Raw genomic sequence first — 20,140 nt, 5'->3', positions numbered from 1 at the left:
CTCATAGGCACCGCGTTCATTCAGGAAGCACGCGTTATCGTTGACGTTTTTCGCGAGCAAGCTCGCTCCTACAAAAAGCCTTAGCATCAGGGCTTGCCCCCTCCCTCACTTCGTTGTCTGGATACGTTCTGTAAAACCTCCCCCGCTGTGCGCATTCCCACCTCGTCTACCCTTGAAGAATCCGCAGGAAGCGGCCTCCCACTCAAGGATCGAGCATGTCCCTCGCCATCGTCCACAGCCGCGCCCAGGTCGGCGTCGAAGCCCCCGTCGTCACTGTCGAAGTGCACATGGCCAATGGGCTGCCGTCACTGACGCTGGTAGGTTTGCCGGAAACTGCGGTAAAGGAAAGCAAGGACCGCGTACGCAGCGCCATTCTCAATTCGGCCCTGCAATACCCGGCGCGGCGCATCACGCTCAACCTGGCGCCCGCCGACCTGCCCAAGGACGGCGGGCGTTTTGATCTGGCGATCGCCCTGGGGATCCTGGCGGCCAGCGTGCAGGTGCCGGCGTTGATGCTCGATGATGTCGAGTGCCTCGGCGAGTTGGCGCTGTCCGGCGAAGTCCGTGCGGTCAAAGGCGTGTTGCCGGCCGCTTTGGCGGCGCGCAAGGCCGGGCGCACCTTGATAGTGCCCAGGGCAAACGCCGAGGAGGCGTGCCTGGCGTCAGGGTTGAAGGTGATTGCGGTGGACCACCTGCTGCAGGTGGTGGCGCACTTGAATGGGCATGTGCCGATCGAGCCCTACCGGTCGGACGGCTTGCTGTATCTGAACAAACCTTACCCGGACCTCAGTGAAGTCCAGGGCCAACTGGCAGCCAAGCGCGCCTTGCTGATCGCGGCGGCGGGGGCGCATAACCTGCTGTTCAGCGGGCCGCCCGGCACCGGCAAGACGCTGCTCGCCAGCCGCCTGCCGGGGTTGCTGCCACCGCTCAGTGAGCAGGAAGCGCTGGAGGTTGCGGCGATTCAATCCGTGGTCAGCCTGGCACCGTTGAGCCATTGGCCGCACCGGCCGTTTCGCCAGCCGCACCATTCGGCATCCGGCCCTGCGCTGGTCGGCGGCGGGTCAAAGCCGCAACCAGGGGAGATTACGCTGGCCCATCACGGCGTACTGTTCCTGGATGAGCTGCCGGAATTTGATCGCAAGGTGCTGGAGGTGCTGCGCGAGCCACTCGAATCGGGACATATCGTGATTTCCCGCGCCCGTGACCGAGTGAGTTTCCCGGCGCGCTTTCAACTGGTCGCAGCGATGAACCCCTGCCCTTGCGGCTATATGGGCGAACCCAGCGGCCGTTGCCGGTGTACACCGGAACAGGTCCAGCGCTACCGCAACAAGCTTTCGGGGCCGTTGCTCGACCGGATCGATCTGCACCTGACGGTGGCGCGGGAAGCCACGGCGCTGAGCCCGGCACAACAGACCGAGGACACCACCGCGAAAACGGCCGTCTTGGTGGCCGACGCACGGGAACGCCAACAACGACGCCAGGGCTGCGCCAACGCCTTCCTCGACCTGCCGGGGCTGCGCGAATACTGCACGCTGGCGAAGGTCGATGAAGGTTGGCTGGAAAACGCCTGCGAGCGGCTGACGCTTTCGTTGCGGGCGGCCCATCGCTTGCTCAAGGTGGCGCGTACCCTGGCCGACCTGGAACAAAAAGACGCCATCGCTCGCCACCATCTGCAAGAGGCGTTGCAATACCGCCCGGCGGCGAGCTCTTGAGCCTTACACTGGAGCGGATGGGTGGCTTAGCGGAAGCGATCCACCTCATGCCGCAGGCCCGCCGCCAGGGTTTCCAGCTCTTTGGCGGTGATCGCCAGGTTCGACACCACTTCACGCTGCTCGCTGTTAGCCAGTGCGATGCTCTGCAAATTGCTGCTGAGCAACGTCGCGGTGCTGCTCTGCTCCTGGGTGGCGGTGGTGATTGCGGCGAACTGCTGGCCGGCCGAGCGGCTCTGCTCGTCGATGCGCGCCAAGGCCGAGGCCACGTCGGCGTTGCGCGACAGGCCTTCCTGCATCAGCACGTTGCCGTGTTCCATGGTGGTGATGGCGTTACCGGTTTCCTGCTGGATGCTCTGGATCATTCCGGAAATTTCATCGGTGGCCTGGCGGGTGCGCGAGGCCAGGTTGCGTACTTCGTCGGCGACCACGGCAAAGCCGCGACCTTGCTCACCCGCACGGGCCGCTTCGATGGCGGCATTGAGCGCGAGCAGGTTGGTCTGTTCGGCGATCGAGGTGATCACGCCGACGATACCGCCGATTTCCTGGGAGCGCTGGCCCAAGGTGTTGATCACCGTCGCAGTGCTGTTCAGCGCGGTGGCGATATGTTCCAGGGACGACGACGCTTCTTCCATCGAGGTACGCCCGATACGGGTCTGCTGGGCATTTTCCTGGGCCAGACGCTCGGTGTTGCCCATGTTGTCGGCGATATTCAGCGAGGTGGCACTGAATTCTTCCACCGCGCCGGCCATGCTGGTGATCTCGCCGGACTGCTGCTCCATGCCTTCATAAGCGCCGCCAGACAACCCCGACAGCGCCTGGGCACGGCTGTTGACCTCTTCAGCCGCCTTGCGGATGTGCGAAACCATGGTCGACAGCGCCTCGCCCATCTGGTTGAAGCTGCGCGCCAACTGACCGATCTCGTCATGACTGGAGACATTCAGGCGCGCACTCAGGTCGCCTGCGCCGAGGGCTTCGGCCTGACGCACCAGGTCACTCAATGGCGCGAGCTTGCTGCGCAACAGCCATACCGTGGCACCCACGGCCAACAGCATGGCCAGCACGCTGCCGATCACCAGGCGCATGCCGACGTCCCACGTCACTGCACGTATCTCGGCCTTGGGCATGCTTGCCACTACCGCCCAAGGGCCACCCTCGAAGGGTACCGATACGCTGTAGAAATCTTCGTTCTTGTCACTCCAGAAGCGGCCTTCACCGGGCTTCTTCGCCAAGTCGAGCATCACGGCGACAGCTTGATCCAAGGCCTGTACACCGGCCGGCGGCACCAGCCAGTGCTTCTGTTCATCCAGCAGAGACAAGGAGCCGGTCTGACCGATACGGAAGCGCTTGAGGTTGTCGAACTGGGCTTTCTGTTCGTCGGTGTAGTCGAACCCGATGAACAACACCGCGATGACTTTTCCGCTGGCGTCACGCACCGGGCTGTATTGGGTCATATAGGAGCGATCGAACAACACTGCCCGGCCGATATAGGTCTGCCCGTTGAACACGCGCTGGTAGGCCGGGCCCTGGCGATCCAGCACGGTGCCGATGGCGCGGTTGCCATCCTGCTTGGTCAGGGAGGTGCTGATACGGACGAAGTCGTCGCCGCTGCGTACGAATACCGTGGCCACGCCGCCGGACATGTCCTTGAATTCGTCCACTTCGCCGAAGTTGTTGTTCAGTAACTCGCTGCCCAGGTACAGGCTTGGGGTTTGTACACCGGCCACGGCGACAGGCTGGTCCGCACGCACGCTCAAACCGGCGCCGAAGCGCTTTTCAAACAGCCCGCTCAAACGCTGAGTGCTCTCGCGCAAGGTGCTGTGGAAGGTATTGAGCTGGTCGGCGAGCAAGCGCGCCTCGCTGGCCAGATGTTCCTCGCGGGTGGCGAGGTTGGCGGTATCGAGGGAGCGTAGAGCGAAGACGGTACTGCCGCTGATGACGACAGCCAGAATCACGGCCAATGCGAGGCCTAACTGGGAAGCGATCCGAGCGCGAGGTTGAGACATGACAGCTCCTGAGCCGAGGCCAGGATCATCCTGATCTCTTAGCGCTGCTCGGCGAATTATCTAGTGGGAATCGTTGGTTCACGAGGGTTCCAACACACCTACTTCGGCGCGGTTTCACAATACTTGAGCGATTCACAGGGACATCACGCAAACGATTGCTTTCCAGCGGCCGCCCCCTTCATTCGAGGCGTGTCACAGCGGGCAAAACCATCGCCTGCACCTCGCCCTGCAGAAACTCCGCCAGGCGCCGCAAGCGCTCGCCACCGGGACGGGTCTTCGGCCACACCAGGTAATAACTTTCCCCGCTGGCAACGGCCGTTGGCCACGGCAGGCTCAAGCGTTTCTGGGCGACGTCCTCGGCCACCATCAACAGGTCACCCATGGACACGCCATAACCCCGCGCGGCAGCGATCATGCCCAACTCCAGCGTATCGAACACCTGCCCACCCTTGAGCGAGACCTGGGACGTGAGCCCCATGCGCTCCAGCCAGTAACGCCAGTCACGCCGGTCCGGTGTCGGGTGCAGCAGTTCGGCCGTTGCCAGGCGCTGCACGTCCCACGCCCCGTCATCCAATAGATTGGGCGCGCCCACCGGAATCAGCATTTCGGGGAACAGGTGGCAGGCCTCCCAGTCCGCCGGAAAGTGCCCGTTACTGAGCAATACCGCGCAATCGAACGGTTCCTGGTTGAAGTCCACTTCATCGATGCTCATCCACGCGCTGGTGAGCTGCACCTCATTGCCCGGCTGCAAGGCCCGAAAGCGGCTCAACCGCGCCAGCAGCCAACGCATGGTCAAGGTGGACGGCGCTTTCATGCGCAAAATGTCGTCTTCGGCATTCAGGGTATGGCAGGCGCGCTCGAGGGCGGCAAAGCCTTCGCGCACGCCGGGCAGCAACAAGCGCGCCGCTTCGGTGAGTTGCAAGGTACGGCCGCTGCGCTGGAACAGCCGGCAGGCGAAATGCTCCTCAAGCGTACGAATATGCCGGCTGACCGCACTCTGGGTAATCGACAGCTCCTGCGCCGCACGGGTGAAAGAGTGGTGACGAGATGCGGCCTCGAATGCCCGCAAGGCATAAAGCGGAGGAAGACGACGAGACATTCTGAAAGCTCCGACAGCGCAGTGCACAAACCCTACCAGAATCGATCATGCATGAGTTTTAATCATGCGAACGATCGCTTTTATCCTTTTGTGCAGTGCGCCGAAAGCGCCGAGAATCAACCCTTTCCACCTCCCTGACATTCCGAGAGTGATGATCATGCAGCATCCGGCACGTACCGAACTCTGGGCCATCCTGCGGCTGTCGGGGCCGTTGATTGCCTCACAGTTGGCGCACATGCTGATGGTGCTCACCGACACCCTGATGATGGCGCGCCTGAGCCCCGAAGCCCTGGCCGGCGGTGGCCTGGGCGCGGCGAGCTATTCGTTCGTGGCGATTTTCTGCATCGGCGTGATTGCGGCGGTGGGTACCCTGGTGGCCATCCGTCACGGCGCTGGCGACATCGACGGCGCCACCCGGTTGACCCAGGCCGGGCTGTGGCTCGCGTGGTTGATGGCCCTGGCGGCGGCACTGCTGCTGTGGAACCTCAAGCCAGTGCTGCTGATGTTCGGCCAGACCGAAACCAACGTGCAGGCCGCCGGGCAATTTCTGACCCTCCTGCCCTTCGCCCTGCCCGGCTACCTCAGCTTCATGGCGTTGCGCGGCTTCACCAGCGCCATCGGCAAAGCCACCCCGGTGATGGTGATCAGCCTGTGCGGCACGGTGGTCAACTACTTGCTCAATCACGCGCTGATCGAAGGCATGTTCGGCCTGCCCAAGCTTGGGCTGATGGGCATTGGCCTGGTCACGGCCATCGTCGCCAATGGCATGGCGCTGGCACTGATGTGGTACATCCGCAGCAACCGCACCTACGCCGCCTATCCACTGAGCACCGGGCTGCTGCGCCTCAATACCCGGTACCTGCGCGAGCTGTGGCGCCTGGGCCTGCCGATTGGCGGCACCTATGCGGTGGAAGTCGGGCTGTTCGCGTTTGCGGCGCTGTGCATGGGCACCATGGGCAGCACGCAGTTGGCGGCGCACCAGATTGCCCTGCAAATCGTCTCGGTGGCGTTCATGGTTCCGGCGGGGATGTCCTACGCGGTGACCATGCGTATCGGCCAGCATTATGGCGCCGGGCAGTTGCTGCGGGCACGCATGGCCGGGCGGGTCGGCATCGGCTTTGGTGCCCTATCGATGCTGGGCGTTGCCGTGGCGTTCTGGTTGTATGCCGACCCGCTGATCGGACTGTTCCTCGACCATGACGATCCGGCATTTCATGACGTCATCGTCCTGGCCGTCAGCCTGCTGGCTGTCGCCGCCTGGTTCGAGTTGTTCGACGGGGTGCAGACCATAGCCATGGGCTGCATCCGTGGCCTCAAGGACGCCAAGACCACGTTCCTGGTGGGGCTCGGTTGCTACTGGCTGATCGGCGCGCCGTCGGCCTGGCTGATGGCGTTCACCCTGGGCTGGGGACCGACCGGCGTGTGGTGGGGCCTGGCGTTGGGGCTGGCGTGCGCGGCGGTGAGCCTGACCTGGGCGTTCGAGGCGAAGATGAAACGCATGATTCGGCGAGAGCCGGAAAGACCAAGCACTTTCGAGGCCGCACAGACAGAGTAAAGCCCTGCTCGGTCAGCCCCCTCCCACATGTTCAATCGAGTTTACAACTTAGCCCGACAACGCCTGCTGGCTTTTGCCGGAGGTCAGGTATTCCACCAACTCAGCCAACGGCAATGGTTTACTGATCAGGTAACCCTGGGCCTGATCGCAACCAAACAGTCGCAAAAGCTCAAGCTGCTCAAGTGTTTCCACGCCTTCGGCCACCACTTCCAGGTTGAGGTTGTGCGCCAGGTTGATCATGGCGTGCACCAGCTTGCGATTCTCTTCGCGCTCCTCCATGCCACCGACGAAGCTCTTGTCGATCTTCAGCAAGGCAATCGGCAGGCTGTTGAGGTGCACGAACGATGAGAAACCGGTGCCGAAGTCATCCAGGGAAAACCGCACGCCGAGGCGGCCGAGGGCGTCCATGGTCTGTTTGACCAGGTCGCTGCGACGCATCACGGCGGTTTCGGTCAGCTCGAACTCCAGCCATTGCGCTTCCACGCCGCGCTCGGCAATCAAACGGCTGAGTGTCGAGAGCAATTGGCTGTCCTGGAACTGGCGAAACGACAGGTTGACCGCCATGTGCAACGCCGGCAGGCCGCGTTCGCGCAGATCCTGCATGTCGCGCAGAGCCCGGGAAATCACCCAGTAACCCAACGGCACGATCAGGCCGCTCTGCTCGGCCAAGGGCACGAATTCGCTGGGTGGCAACAGGCCACGCTCGCCGTGGCGCCAGCGCACCAGGGCCTCAAGGCCGACGATATGCCCGTCATCCAGGTCCAGGCGCGGCTGGTAGTGCAGCTCCAGCTCATCGCGGCGCAAGGCACGGCGCAACTCGCTTTCCAGGTCGGCCAGGCTGCGCGCGTTGCGGTTGATGCGTTCGTTGAAGATATGAAAGGTGCAGCCCTGGGTACTTTTGGCCTGTTGCATGGCGATATGGGCGTGCCACATCAACGGGTCGGCCCCGGCACGGGCGCGGGCATGCGCCACGCCCAGACTGCAGCCGATCAGCAGGCTCTCGCCGTCCACCCAGTAAGGCTCGGCCATGACTTCGGTGATGCGCTCGGCCATCCACTCGGCGCGCTGGGGCGCACGGCGGGTGTCGATCAGCAGCGCGAACTCATCGCTGCCCAGACGCGCCAGTTGATCACCGGCTTCCAGCTGGCTCTTGAGCCGTGAGACGACCTGCAGGATCAAGCGGTCGCCGGCCTGGTGACCAAGGGCATCGTTGGCGTGACGAAAATTGTCCAGGTCCAGATGACCGAGGGCCAGGCCGCGACCTTCGTTGTCCGCCAGGCGTGCCGCCAGCAAGGTCTGGAAACCCTGGCGATTGGCGATGCCGGTGAGCGGATCCTGTTCGGCCAGGCGCTGCAAGGTGTTTTCCAGCACGCCACGTTCGCGCACATGGCGCAGGCAGCGGCGCAGGGTACTGGCGTCCAGCGCGCAATGGATCAGCCAATCGCTGACGCCGAGCGGCGCAACCAGCGGTTCCTGTTCCAGCAGCAATACACACGGCAGGCTGCAACGACCGGGACCGGGCTGCAGAGTGGGCGTGGTCAACAGCACCGCCTCGTGGTCATCGTCAAACAGACGACTCACCGAGTCCCAGTTGGGCGCACTGATCAGCACAGCCCCATCGCCCATCGGCGCCAGGCACTCGCGCAATAACGCTGCCCACGCGGGCGTCTCGGCCAGCAGCAGCAAACGCAAGGGTTCGACAGGCGTAGACAAGCTAGCTCCCTAGACTCTGCAAAAATTCGTTGGCGGCGGGCATTATGACGTGCGGCCTGACGATAACCAATGCATGACCAATGATAGGTGTCATCAAACACGCAGACTGTGAAAATTAGTCGCGATACCCCCGACATCCTGCGGCAAAGTAGCAAAACCGGCAAATTTAGATCGAGTGGTACGTCACACCGTCGTTCTAAGGCAGCAGAATCCTGCCAGCCTGTTAAAATGCCCGCCCTTTTGAATAACGACTCCCTGAACTCTGTATGTCCCGACTCAATCCCCGGCAGCAAGAAGCCGTGAACTACGTCGGCGGCCCTCTATTGGTGCTCGCCGGTGCTGGCTCCGGCAAGACCAGCGTGATTACCCGCAAGATCGCGCACCTGATCCAGAACTGCGGCATCCGCGCCCAGTACATCGTCGCCATGACTTTTACCAACAAGGCGGCGCGGGAGATGAAAGAGCGCGTCGGCACCCTGCTCAAGGGTGGCGAAGGCCGTGGCCTCACCGTGTGCACGTTCCACAACCTTGGGCTGAATATCATCCGCAAGGAGCATGCACGGCTGGGCTACAAGCCGGGTTTCTCGATCTTCGACGAGACCGACGTCAAGGCCCTGATGACCGACATCATGCAGAAGGAATACGCGGGCGACGACGGCGTCGACGAGATCAAGAACATGATCGGCGCCTGGAAAAACGACCTGATCCTGCCCGCCGAAGCGCTGGAAGCCGCGCGCAATCCCAAGGAACAGACCGCCGCCATCGTCTACACCCACTACCAGCGCACGCTCAAGGCGTTCAACGCGGTGGACTTCGACGACTTGATCCTGCTGCCGGTCAAACTGTTCCAGGAACACAAGGACATCCTGGAAAAGTGGCAGAACAAGGTGCGCTACCTGCTGGTGGACGAATACCAGGACACCAACGCCAGCCAATACCTGCTGGTGAAGCTGCTGATCGGTACGCGTAACCAGTTCACCGTGGTGGGCGACGATGACCAGTCGATCTACGCGTGGCGCGGCGCCCGCCCGGAAAACCTGATGCTGCTCAAGGACGACTATCCGTCCCTGAAAGTGGTAATGCTGGAGCAGAACTACCGCTCCACCAGCCGTATCCTGCGCTGCGCCAACGTGCTGATCTCCAACAACCCCCACGAGTTTGAAAAACAACTGTGGAGCGAGATGGGCCATGGCGACGAAATTCGCGTGATCCGCTGCCGCAACGAAGACGCCGAAGCCGAGCGCGTGGCGGTGGAAATCCTCAGCCTGCACCTGCGCACCGACCGCCCTTACAGCGACTTTGCGATCCTGTATCGCGGCAACTACCAGGCCAAGCTGATCGAGCTGAAACTGCAGCACCACCAGGTGCCGTATCGCCTGTCGGGGGGCAACAGCTTCTTCGGGCGCCAGGAAGTCAAAGACCTGATGGCGTATTTCCGCCTGATCGTGAACCCGGATGACGACAACGCCTTCCTGCGCGTGATCAACGTGCCACGTCGGGAAATCGGTTCGACGACCCTGGAAAAGCTCGGCAACTACGCCACCGAACGCAAGATTTCAATGTACGCCGCCACCGACGAGATCGGCCTGGGCGAACACCTGGACACGCGCTTCACCGACCGCCTGTCGCGCTTCAAGCGTTTCATGGACAAGGTGCGCGAACAATGCGCCGGCGAAGACCCGATCAGCGCCCTGCGCAGCATGGTCATGGACATCGACTATGAAAACTGGCTGCGCACCAACAGTTCCAGCGACAAGGCCGCGGATTACCGCATGGGCAACGTCTGGTTCCTGATTGAAGCCCTGAAGAACACCCTGGAAAAAGACGAAGACGGTGAAATGACCGTCGAGGATGCCATCGGCAAGCTGGTGCTGCGCGACATGCTGGAGCGCCAGCAGGAAGAGGAAGACGGCGCCGAAGGCGTGCAGATGATGACCCTTCACGCCTCCAAGGGCCTGGAGTTTCCCTACGTGTTCATCATGGGCATGGAAGAGGAAATCCTCCCGCACCGCTCCAGCATCGAAGCCGACACCATCGAGGAAGAACGGCGCCTGGCCTACGTGGGCATTACCCGCGCGCGTCAGACACTGGCCTTCACCTTCGCCGCCAAGCGCAAGCAATACGGCGAAATCATCGATTGTGCCCCCAGCCGGTTCCTCGATGAGCTGCCGCCGGATGACCTGGCCTGGGAAGGTAACGACGACACCCCCACCGAGGTGAAGGCCGTTCGCGGCAACAGCGCCTTGGCCGATATACGCGCGATGTTAAAGCGCTAGAATCGACTACTTTTTAATCGACTTTCGGCGCCTGTTGCGCCAACAGAGGAAGCTTTCCGTGGAAGCACTGCACAAGAAAATTCGCGAAGAAGGCATCGTGCTTTCCGATCAGGTACTCAAGGTTGACGCCTTTCTGAACCACCAGATCGACCCGGCGCTGATGAAATTGATCGGCGACGAATTCGCCGCGCTGTTCAAGGACTCGGGCATCACCAAGATCGTCACCATCGAAGCCTCAGGCATCGCCCCGGCGATCATGACCGGCCTGAACCTTGGCGTGCCCGTGATCTTCGCACGCAAGCAACAGTCCCTGACCCTCACCGAAAACCTGCTGTCGGCGACGGTGTATTCCTTCACCAAGAAAACCGAAAGCACCGTGGCGATCTCACCGCGCCACCTGACCAGCAGCGACCGCGTGCTGGTGATCGATGACTTCCTGGCCAACGGCAAGGCGTCCCAGGCGCTGATTTCGATCATCAAGCAGGCCGGCGCGACCGTGGCCGGCTTGGGGATCGTGATCGAGAAGTCGTTCCAGGGTGGCCGTGCCGAGCTGGATGCGCAGGGTTATCGGGTTGAATCGCTGGCGCGGGTGAAGTCGCTGGCGGGTGGGGTGGTTACCTTCATCTGAATCAACGCAGCTCAAAATGTGGGAGGGGGCTTGCTCCCGATAGCGGTGTATCAGTCACCAAATATGTTGGCTGAACCACTGTCATCGGGGGCAAGCCCCCTCCCACATTTGCCTTGTGTTGGCTTTTAGTGCGCGGTGGCCTGGAGGCCTGCGAGTAACAGGCGCTGGTACAGGTCTTCCTTGAAACCCTCCGGCTGATCCAACCGCATCCGCTTCAAATGTTCGGGAAACGCCTCCGGCTCCGGTGCGTCCAACGCCGCCTTGCCCAATTCCAGCATCTCCGTGAGCTTGAATTTGCTCTTGAGCCAGTTCAGTGCCCGCAACAGGTCCCGCTCTTCACCGGTGAAATCACTGCCCAACGGGTATTCCGGAAACAGCCGTCGATGCTTGGCCTGAATCGCCTGGAGCCGCTGCGGCGTGTTGTCGGCAAAGCGCGGGTCCAGCTTGAAATCCTTGGGCAGCTTGCCGGCCTTTTGCGCCTGTTCGATCAAGCCTTCCTGGAAGCGCGAGTCAGTGACATTGAGCAACGCCTCGATCACCTGAGCATCCGTCTGACCCCGCAAGTCGGCAATGCCGTATTCGGTAATGACGATATCCCGCAAGTGCCGGGGGATGGTGCAATGGCCATACTCCCAGACGATATTCGAACTGACCTCTCCCCCCGATTCACGCCAGCTGCGCAGGATCAGGATCGAGCGCGCGCCTTCCAGCGCGTGGCCCTGGGCGACGAAGTTGTACTGCCCGCCCACGCCACTGAGCACGCGGCCATCGTCCAACTGGTCGGCCACACCGGCGCCGAGCAGCGTCACCATGATCGCACTGTTGATGAAGCGTGCGTCCTGACGCTGCAAACGCTTGAGTTCCTCCTGGCCGTACAGCTCGTTGATATAGCTGATGCGGGTCATGTTGAATTGCAGCCGCTTGGCGTGGCTCATCTCCTGCAAACGCTGGTAGAAACTGCGCGGGCCGAGGAAGAAACCGCCATGGATCGCGATGCCGTCGGGCTGCGCCGCATCGTCGAGCAGCCCGGCACTGGCTTGCTCCTGGGTCGCCACATCCGGGTACACCTTGCGCCGGATGATGCCGGCGTCCGCCAGCACCAGCAGGCCGTTGACGAACATTTCGCTGCAACCATACAGGCCCCGGGCGAACGGCTCGACGCCGCCTTCACGGCTGATCAAGGGCGCCCATTGATACACATTCAGGTCGGTGAGCAGCAATCGATAGGCTTCGTTGTCGGCTTGGCGCGCCAGCAGTGCAGCGGTCAGCGCATCGCCCATGGAGCCGATGCCGATCTGCAAGGTGCCGCCATCGCGCACCAGGGTACTGGCATGCAGGCCGATAAAATGGTCCTGGAACCCCACCGGCATGTTGGGCGTGGAAAACAGCGTGGTGCTGTCTTTCTCGTCGAGCAGGTAGTCGAACACGTCCATGCCCAGCTCCGCATCGCCGGGCATGTAGGGCAATTCAGTGTGGACCTGTCCGACAACCAGGATGGTTTCCCCGGCTTCGCGGCGTTTGGCGATCATCGGTAACAGGTCGAGGGTGATATCCGGGTTGCAGCTCAGGCTCAGGCGATCGGGATGCTCGGTGCTGCTGGCAACCAGCTGCGCCACCAGGTTCAGGCCGGCGGCGTTGATATCGCGGGCGGCATGGCTGTAGTTGCTGCTGACGTAATCCTGCTGCGCCGAGGCGCTGTGGAGCAGGCTGCCGGGCTGCATGAAGAATTGCTGCACGCGGATATTCTTCGGCAGGCTGTCCTTGTGCAGGTCAGCGAGGAAATCCAGTTCGGGATAATCACCAAACACGCGCTCGATAAACGGTTCGAGAAAGCGCTTCTGCAACCCGTCTCCCAGGGAGGGGCGGCCAAGGCTCAGCGCGGTGTAGATCGTCAGCGCCCGCTCGGGCAACTTGGCGATGCGCCGGTACAGCGCATTGACGAACAGGTTGGGTTTGCCCAGCCCCAGCGGCATGCCCATGTGGATATGCGCCGGCAACCGCGCCAGTACGTCGTCAACTGCTTGCTCGATTGAACACAACTGCACCATCCGACTGCTCCCGAACATTCCATGAATGGGGGTTGGACCGAGCTTGCCGGGTCTTTGCTGCAATGAACAGCAACGAAACCTACATCGCGGGCACAAAAAAGCCGCTCGCAAGCGGCGTTTTTGGCGAATTCAGGCTTATTTCAACCCTGACATCTTCTCAATGGCGCCCTTGAGCTCCTCATCAGAGCAATCACTGCAGGTACCTTTGGGTGGCATGGCGTTGATACCGGTAATAGCCTTGGCCAGGATGCCATCAAGACCGCCCTGATGATCGGCGCGCTCTTTCCACGCCGCCGTATCGCCAATTTTTGGCGCATTCAGCAGGCCGGTGCCGTGGCACGCGTTGCAGTGCTTGGCGATCACTTCGTCCGGCGTTTTCGCACCGCCACCGCCACCGCCGCCTGCCGCAACAGCGACTTCCATGCCCTTGCATTCCTGACCCTGGACACAGACCTGGCCCACAGGCTCCAGGCGCTTGGCGATGTCATCGTTGGTCGCAGCTTGAGCGTTGACAGCCCATAGGGCCAGTACGGTTGCTGGTGCAGCCAGCATTTTCATAATTAGGTTCACGCGTTCACCCTCAATGGTGGCTATTCACGCCTGCGGCCACGGTTTCGCAGGCGGCGAAAGTATAGCGGTTAGCCCGCCCGGCCGAAACAACCCTATTAAATAAAGGGAGATTCGGCCTCACGGTGTACTGCTGCGCGAACCCTGCAACGCTGGCAGGGCGCCTCTGTTTTAAAAGTTCGCGGGTGTGGCTGCGCTGATTAGTCGCGCCGGCACGTCGAACGGATTACGAAAACGATGGGGCTTGGTGCTTTCAAAGTAGTAGCTATCGCCTGCTTCGAGCACAAAAGTTTCAACACCGACCACCAGTTCCAGGCGCCCTTCCACCAGGATCCCGGTTTCCTCGCCTTCGTGGGTGAGCATTTCTTCGCCCGTGTCGGCGCCAGGCGGGTAGATTTCATTGAGAAACGCGATTGCCCGGCTCGGGTGCGCCCGGCCTACCAGCTTCATGGTCACGGCACCGTCGGAGATGTCGATCAGCTCATTAGCCTTATAGACGATCTGCGTCGGTATTTCCTGGAGGATCTCTTCGGAAAAGAACTCGACCATGGACATGGGTATGCCGCCCAGTACCTTGCGCAGGGAACTGATCGAGGGGCTGACGCTGTTTTTCTCGATCATCGAAATGGTGCTGTTGGTGACGCCCGCGCGCTTGGCAAGCTCGCGCTGGGAAAGACCTTTAAGTTTACGGATGGATTGCAGTCGTTCGCCGACGTCCAATGCAGGTGCCTCCTAGGATTCAGGCTTTGTTGTAATTGAGCGTTATCATGGCGACAGCGTTCAGTATTTACAACACTTGGGCCTAAATCCTGGGCAGCTGCATTCGTACCCGGCGATCAAGTGCCCAAATAGAGCTTTGGCACCCGACGCAGGTTGCAGAAAATCTGATAGGGAATGGTTTCGGCCGCAGTCGCGACGTCACTGGCGAGGATGTGCCTGCCCCACAATTCCACCGTGGAACCCAGCCCTGCCTGGGGCACATCCGTCAGGTCGACGCAGAGCATGTCCATGGACACCCGGCCCAGCAACTGGCTGCGCTGGCCGGCGACCAGCACCGGTGTGCCAGTGGGTGCTTGGCGCGGATAGCCATCAGCATATCCCATGGCCACCACGCCGATACGCATCGGCTTGGGCGTGACGAACCTGGCGCCGTAGCCTACCGGCTCGCCGGCCGGCAGTTCGCGCACGCAAATGATTTTGGACTCCAGGGTCATCACTGGCAGCAAACGTGCGGCAATCGCCTGGTCATCACCAAAAGGCGTGGCGCCGTAGAGCATGATGCCAGGGCGCACCCAGTCGCTGGGCACACTCGGCCAACCGAGTACGGACGGAGAATTGCGCAGGCTGACCTCAGCCGCCAGCCCCTGGCGGGCTGCTTCGAATACCGCCACTTGTTCGCTGCTGCTCACGCAATCAAGCTCATCGGCGCGGGCGAAATGGCTCATCAACACGATCCTGGCGACTTTGCCGCTGGCCAGCAGGCGCTTGTAGGCCTCCTGGAAATCCTTGGGATGCAGGCCCACACGGTGCATGCCCGAGTCGAGCTTGAGCCAGATGGTCAGCGGCTTGCTCAGCGCAGCCTGCTCGATAGCCTCGAGTTGCCACAGTGAATGCACCACGCACCACAGGTCCTGCTCGATGATCAGCGGCAGCTCGTCGGCTTCGAAAAAACCTTCCAGCAGCAGCACCGGCGCACGTATCCCGGCAGCGCGCAGCTCCAGAGCCTCTTCGATGCACGCCACCGCAAACCCATCGGCCTCACCGTCCAGCGCCTGGGCCACCCGCACCGCGCCATGGCCGTAGGCATCCGCCTTGATCACGGCGAGGGCCTTGGCCCCGGTGACTTCGCGGGCCAATTGGTAGTTGTGACGCAGGGCTTGGAGGTCGATCAGGGCACGGGCAGGACGCATGGCGGCAGGCTTCTAGGCGGCAGAGTGAAGAAAAACCGGTGCCGACCAACAACGTCGGCCCGGGAGAGGGATTAGTTTCTAAGGCAGCGCGGCCACGACGGACAGCTCTACCAGGATATCCGGTTCGCACAGCTTGGCTTCAACCGTGGCGCGCGCCGGCGCGGCGCCTTTGGGCAACCACTTGTCCCAGATCGCGTTCATACCGGCGAAGTCGGCGTCGATGTCTTTCAAATAGATCGTCACCGACAGCAAGCGGGTCTTGTCGGTGCCCGCCAGGTCCAGCAGACGCTCGATGTTGGCCAGGGTTTCACGGGTCTGCTGCTCAATGCCGGCACTCATGTCGTCGCCCACCTGGCCCGCGAGGTACACGGTACCGCTGTGAACAACGATCTGGCTCATGCGCTCATTGGTGAGCTGGCGCTGGATGGACATGTTTTGCGGACTCCTGGTGATTGCCGTAACGGGAAATATCGAGGCCTTCGGCGCTGATCTGCGGCGTTTTCTTCGCCATCAGGTCCGCCAGCAAACGACCGGAGCCGCAGGCCATGGTCCAGCCGAGGGTGCCGTGACCGGTATTCAGGAACAGGTTCCTGAACGGGGTGCCACCGACAATCGGTGTGCCATCGGGTGTGGTGGGGCGCAGGCCGGTCCAGAAACTGGCCTGGGCCAAATCGCCGCCCTGAGGATAAAGGTCGTTGACGATCATCTCCAGGGTTTCACGCCGACGCGGGTTGAGCGACAGGTCAAAACCGGCGATCTCAGCCATGCCCCCAACCCGAATGCGGTTGTCGAAACGGGTGATCGCGACTTTGTAGGTTTCGTCCAGGATGGTCGAGGTAGGCGCCATCGCGGGATTGGTGATCGGCACGGTCAGCGAGTAGCCCTTGAGGGGATACACGGGCGCCTTGATCCCCAGCGGCTTGAGCAACTTCGGCGAATAACTGCCCAGCGCCAGCACGTAGCGGTCGGCGGTCTCCAGCTTGCCGTCGATCCACACGCCGTTGATGCGGTCGCCGGCATGATCGAGGCGCTGGATGTCCTGTTCGAAACGGAACTCCACACCCAACTGCTTGCACATATCGGCCAGGCGCGTGGTGAACATCTGGCAGTCGCCGGTCTGGTCGTTGGGCAGGCGCAGGGCACCGGCCAGAATATCGGTGACGTTGGCCAGGGCCGGTTCGACCCGGGCGATGCCGGCACGGTCGAGCAATTCGAAAGGCACGCCGGACTCCTGCAACACGGCGATATCCTTGGCCGCGCCATCAAGCTGGGCCTGGGTGCGGAACAGTTGAGTCGTCCCCAGGCTGCGCCCTTCGTAGGCAATTCCGGTTTCAGCGCGCAGTTCGTCAAGGCAGTCGCGGCTGTATTCGGAGAGGCGGACCATGCGCTCCTTGTTCACCGCATACCGGCTGGCAGTGCAATTGCGCAGCATCTGCGCCATCCACAGGTATTGGTCGATATCGGCGGTGGCCTTGATTGCCAGCGGCGCATGGCGCTGCAGCAGCCATTTGATCGCCTTGAGCGGCACGCCCGGCGCGGCCCAGGGCGACGCATAGCCTGGGGATACCTGGCCGGCATTGGCGAAACTGGTCTCCATGGCGGCGGCGGGTTGACGGTCGACCACCACGACTTCAAAGCCGGCCCGAGCCAAATAGTAGGCACTGGTCACGCCAATGACGCCGCTACCCAAGACCAGAACGCGCATTTTTATATCCTCATCACGGGCTGAGCCGCTGACGTGTGTTATTCGAGCAATGATGAGCGCAGTGTAAAAAACAATCACCAGTGCATTTCACTATATAAATGCCTATATTTGGCGACAATTCTCGGCACAAATGCTTTTTACAGAGGCGTATCCCCTATGCGTACCAACACCCAGACCAAGCGGGAGCTGGACAAGATCGATCGCAATATCCTGCGCATCCTGCAAACCGATGGGCGCATTTCGTTCACGGAGCTGGGGGAAAAGGTCGGGCTGTCGACGACGCCCTGTACCGAGCGGGTACGTCGACTGGAGCGCGAAGGCATCATCATGGGCTACAACGCCCGGCTCAATCCGCAGCATTTGAAAGGGAGTTTGCTGGTATTTGTCGAGATCAGCCTGGATTACAAGTCCGGCGATACGTTCGAAGAGTTTCGCCGAGCGGTGCTCAAACTGCCGCATGTGTTGGAGTGTCACCTGGTGTCCGGGGATTTCGACTATCTGGTGAAAGCGCGGATTTCCGAGATGGCTTCGTACCGCAAATTACTCGGCGATATCCTGCTCAAATTGCCCCATGTGCGCGAATCCAAGAGCTATATCGTGATGGAAGAGGTGAAGGAGAGCCTGAACTTGCCAATTCCTGACTGACTCACTGGCACAACGCTTTCAAATGTGGGAAGGACTTGCCCTAATGACCGTCTGTAGGAGCGAGCTTGCTCGCGAAAAACTCACAGGCACCGCGTTCATTCTGAAAGCACGCGTTATCATTGACGCTTTTCGCGAGCAAGCTCGCTCCTACAGACCGCATTAGGGCTTGCCCCCTCCCACATTGACCCAGTACATCCACTACACCAGCACCTGCCGAGTGTTCGCCATGTACGCGTGAATCTGCTTTTCAACCCGTGGATGAATCAACTCCACCGGCCGTCGGCCATTGGGGCACGGCAAGGTCTCGGTCGTGCCGAACAGGCGACAGATCAGCGGACGCTCGTCATACACGGTGCAACCGTTGGGCCCCAGGTGCACGCAATTGAGCTCATCCATGGCCGCGTCCTGCTCGGCAGCCGTCTTGCGCGGCAGGCGCGACATTTCCTCGGGCGAAGTGGTCACCGGCCCACAGCAGTCGTGGCAGCCGGGGACACACTCGAACGAAGGAATCTGCCTGCGCAGCGCGCTGATTGTCTGACTGTTGCAACTCATCGAAACACATACCGAACGGCGAATAGGCGTGGATTCTGACTCAAATCGCCCCGCGCAGACAGCCTCGCCCGACCGTTGTATCCTGCGTCAAATTTTCCAAACAGGGAGGCCCCCATGACTGCCAGCGCTCGGCACACCGCGTCCTACTACGCCGCCAGCAGCGTGCCGCACCCCGATTACCCGGCGTTGATGGGTGAGGTGCGTGCCGATGTCTGCGTGATTGGCGGGGGCTATTCAGGGCTCAACACCGCGCTGGAACTGGCAGAGCGCGGCTTCAGCGTGGTGCTGCTGGAAGCGCGCAAAATCGGCTGGGGTGCCAGCGGGCGTAACGGCGGGCAGCTGATTCGCGGCGTCGGCCATGGCCTTGACCAGTTCGCCAAGGTGATCGGCACCGACGGCGTGCGCCAGATGAAATTGATGGGCCTGGAAGCGGTGGAGATCGTGCGCGAGCGTGTCGAGCGCTTCCAGATCCCCTGCGACCTGACCTGGGGTTACTGCGACCTCGCCAACAAGCCCCGCGACCTGCAAGGCCTCGCCGAAGACGCCGAAGAACTGCGCAGCCTGGGTTATCGCCATCAAGTGCGCCTGCTGCAAGCCCACGAAATGGCCAGCGTGATCGGTTCCGACCGCTATGTGGGCGGGATGATCGACATGGGCTCCGGGCACTTGCATCCGCTGAACCTGGCCCTGGGCGAAGCCGGCGCTGCCCAACGATTGGGCGTGAAGCTGTTCGAGCAGTCTGAAGTGACGCGCATCGACTACGGCACGCAGGTCAAGGTGCACACCGCTCAGGGCCAGGTACATGCAACAACCCTGGTGCTGGCCTGCAACGCCTACCTCAACGGCCTCAACCCGCACTTGAGTGGCAAGATATTGCCCGCCGGCAGCTACATCATCGCCACCGAACCCCTGAGTGAAGCGCAAGCCGCCAGCCTGTTGCCGCAGAACATGGCGGTGTGCGACCAGCGGGTAACGGTGGACTATTTCCGCCTGTCCGCCGATCGCCGCCTGCTGTTCGGCGGCGCCTGCCACTATTCCGGGCGTGACCCGAGCGACATTGGCGCCTATATGCGGCCAAAGATGCTGCAAGTGTTCCCGCAACTGGCCAATGTGAAGATCGACTTCCAGTGGGGCGGCATGATCGGCATCGGCGCCAACCGGTTGCCGCAGATCGGACGCCTGGCGGAGCACCCCAATGTGTATTACGCCCAGGCGTATGCAGGCCATGGCCTCAACGCTACGCACCTGGCGGGTCGGTTGCTGGCCGAAGCCATCAGCGGCCAGCAACAAGGGCGCTTCGACCTGTTCGCCCGGGTGCCGCACATGACCTTCCCTGGCGGCAAACACCTGCGCTCGCCGCTGCTGGCCCTTGGGATGCTCTGGCACCGCCTCAAGGAACTGGTCTGAATCAATCGCGCCAGAAAGGCTTCAAGCCTTCATGGCGCGCCTGTTCCGCCGTCAGCCCCACGTCGCGCAATTGCTCGCGCGTCAGCGTCAGCAGGACCTTGCGTGTATGACGGCGGCGCCAGAACAGGCTCCAGCGGTTGTCGCCGGGCACTGTCAGCGCCCGCTCCTGCCCTGCTTCCAATTCCTGGCTGTGTAACGCCAACCGCACATCGCTCATGCCATTCATTTGCCGTCCCTCGTTGGCTTGCTGCCTTGAGTGACTAGAATGAGCGCGCGAGCAAAACCAATACAGATTCAACCTATCTTTATTAAATCCATAC

Annotated in this window: 17 protein-coding genes; 6 read left to right on the top strand and 11 right to left on the bottom strand. The window is 61.7% G+C overall.

Annotated elements, in window-relative coordinates; all coding sequences use genetic code 11:
* Nucleotides 1-215 precede the first annotated feature (215 nt).
* Nucleotides 216-1,712 carry a YifB family Mg chelatase-like AAA ATPase gene (locus tag TU82_RS11600; RefSeq protein WP_057723335.1) on the top strand — a complete coding sequence of 499 codons (1,497 nt, stop codon included), beginning with the start codon at nucleotides 216-218 and terminating at the stop codon, nucleotides 1,710-1,712.
* 26 nt (nucleotides 1,713-1,738) lie between these two features.
* Here the strand turns inward: TU82_RS11600 and TU82_RS11595 are convergent, their stop codons facing one another.
* Nucleotides 1,739-3,715 (bottom strand): methyl-accepting chemotaxis protein, encoded by a 1,977-nt coding sequence (locus TU82_RS11595; RefSeq protein WP_057723334.1) that lies wholly within the window; start codon nucleotides 3,713-3,715, stop codon nucleotides 1,739-1,741.
* A 178-nt stretch (nucleotides 3,716-3,893) separates the two neighbouring features.
* Nucleotides 3,894-4,814, bottom strand: a complete 921-nt coding sequence (locus tag TU82_RS11590) for a LysR substrate-binding domain-containing protein (RefSeq protein WP_057723333.1) — start codon at nucleotides 4,812-4,814, stop codon at nucleotides 3,894-3,896.
* Between the two features lie 151 nt (nucleotides 4,815-4,965).
* Here TU82_RS11590 and TU82_RS11585 point away from each other — a divergent pair, with 151 nt between their 5' ends.
* Nucleotides 4,966-6,369 (top strand): NorM family multidrug efflux MATE transporter, encoded by a 1,404-nt coding sequence (locus tag TU82_RS11585; protein ID WP_057723332.1) that lies wholly within the window; start codon nucleotides 4,966-4,968, stop codon nucleotides 6,367-6,369.
* Nucleotides 6,370-6,417: 48 nt separating this feature from the next.
* On the opposite strand, the gene TU82_RS11580 is transcribed toward TU82_RS11585, so the two are convergent.
* Complete coding sequence (locus TU82_RS11580) at nucleotides 6,418-8,082, bottom strand: putative bifunctional diguanylate cyclase/phosphodiesterase (RefSeq protein WP_057723331.1); 1,665 nt, start codon at nucleotides 8,080-8,082, stop codon at nucleotides 6,418-6,420.
* A gap of 266 nt (nucleotides 8,083-8,348) precedes the next feature.
* On the opposite strand from TU82_RS11580, the gene rep reads away from it, so the two are divergent.
* Together rep and TU82_RS11570 are read left to right on the top strand one after the other, a co-directional pair.
* Entirely contained in the window at nucleotides 8,349-10,358 is a 2,010-nt protein-coding gene (gene rep / locus TU82_RS11575) for a DNA helicase Rep (RefSeq protein ID WP_057723330.1), read from the top strand.
* Nucleotides 10,359-10,416: 58 nt separating this feature from the next.
* A complete protein-coding gene (locus TU82_RS11570) occupies nucleotides 10,417-10,986 on the top strand; it encodes a xanthine phosphoribosyltransferase (RefSeq protein WP_003176890.1) in 570 nt (189 codons plus the stop codon).
* 125 nt (nucleotides 10,987-11,111) lie between these two features.
* Here TU82_RS11570 and TU82_RS11565 read toward each other — a convergent pair whose 3' ends face one another.
* The 6 genes from TU82_RS11565 to dadA all read right to left on the bottom strand — a co-directional run bounded on the left by TU82_RS11565 (nucleotide 11,112) and on the right by dadA (nucleotide 17,216).
* Complete coding sequence (locus TU82_RS11565) at nucleotides 11,112-13,034, bottom strand: acetyl-CoA hydrolase/transferase C-terminal domain-containing protein (protein ID WP_057723329.1); 1,923 nt, start codon at nucleotides 13,032-13,034, stop codon at nucleotides 11,112-11,114.
* Between the two features lie 135 nt (nucleotides 13,035-13,169).
* Nucleotides 13,170-13,592 (bottom strand): c-type cytochrome, encoded by a 423-nt coding sequence (locus TU82_RS11560; RefSeq protein WP_057723328.1) that lies wholly within the window; start codon nucleotides 13,590-13,592, stop codon nucleotides 13,170-13,172.
* A 180-nt stretch (nucleotides 13,593-13,772) separates the two neighbouring features.
* Nucleotides 13,773-14,321 (bottom strand): cupin domain-containing protein, encoded by a 549-nt coding sequence (locus TU82_RS11555; RefSeq protein WP_057723327.1) that lies wholly within the window; start codon nucleotides 14,319-14,321, stop codon nucleotides 13,773-13,775.
* A gap of 116 nt (nucleotides 14,322-14,437) precedes the next feature.
* Nucleotides 14,438-15,511, bottom strand: coding sequence for an alanine racemase (alr, locus tag TU82_RS11550; RefSeq protein WP_057723326.1), 1,074 nt, complete (start codon nucleotides 15,509-15,511; stop codon nucleotides 14,438-14,440).
* Nucleotides 15,512-15,589: 78 nt separating this feature from the next.
* Nucleotides 15,590-15,943: a RidA family protein gene (locus TU82_RS11545; protein WP_057723325.1), complete on the bottom strand. Its 354-nt coding sequence runs from the start codon at nucleotides 15,941-15,943 to the stop codon at nucleotides 15,590-15,592.
* The gene (dadA, locus tag TU82_RS11540) at nucleotides 15,915-17,216 is read right to left on the bottom strand and encodes a D-amino acid dehydrogenase (RefSeq protein WP_057723324.1); all 1,302 of its coding nucleotides are present in this window, start codon (nucleotides 17,214-17,216) and stop codon (nucleotides 15,915-15,917) included. Before dadA ends, TU82_RS11545 begins: the two co-directional genes overlap by 29 nt.
* Nucleotides 17,217-17,372: 156 nt before the next feature.
* Between dadA and TU82_RS11535 the strand changes: the two genes are divergently transcribed.
* On the top strand, nucleotides 17,373-17,861 hold the full coding sequence (locus TU82_RS11535) for an Lrp/AsnC ligand binding domain-containing protein (protein WP_003176896.1): 489 nt from the start codon (nucleotides 17,373-17,375) through the stop codon (nucleotides 17,859-17,861).
* A 198-nt stretch (nucleotides 17,862-18,059) separates the two neighbouring features.
* Here TU82_RS11535 and TU82_RS11530 read toward each other — a convergent pair whose 3' ends face one another.
* Complete coding sequence (locus tag TU82_RS11530; RefSeq protein WP_057723323.1) at nucleotides 18,060-18,413, bottom strand: YkgJ family cysteine cluster protein; 354 nt, start codon at nucleotides 18,411-18,413, stop codon at nucleotides 18,060-18,062.
* 114 nt (nucleotides 18,414-18,527) lie between these two features.
* Between TU82_RS11530 and TU82_RS11525 the strand changes: the two genes are divergently transcribed.
* A complete protein-coding gene (locus TU82_RS11525) occupies nucleotides 18,528-19,820 on the top strand; it encodes an NAD(P)/FAD-dependent oxidoreductase (RefSeq protein ID WP_057723322.1) in 1,293 nt (430 codons plus the stop codon).
* A 1-nt stretch (nucleotide 19,821) separates the two neighbouring features.
* On the opposite strand, the gene TU82_RS11520 is transcribed toward TU82_RS11525, so the two are convergent.
* Nucleotides 19,822-20,046, bottom strand: a complete 225-nt coding sequence (locus tag TU82_RS11520) for a DUF1127 domain-containing protein (protein WP_057723321.1) — start codon at nucleotides 20,044-20,046, stop codon at nucleotides 19,822-19,824.
* Nucleotides 20,047-20,140 lie beyond the last annotated feature (94 nt).

Source organism: Pseudomonas orientalis (assembly GCF_001439815.1).
Classification (GTDB): Bacteria; Pseudomonadota; Gammaproteobacteria; order Pseudomonadales; family Pseudomonadaceae; genus Aquipseudomonas; species Aquipseudomonas orientalis.
This window is presented reverse-complemented; position numbering and strand designations above follow the sequence as displayed.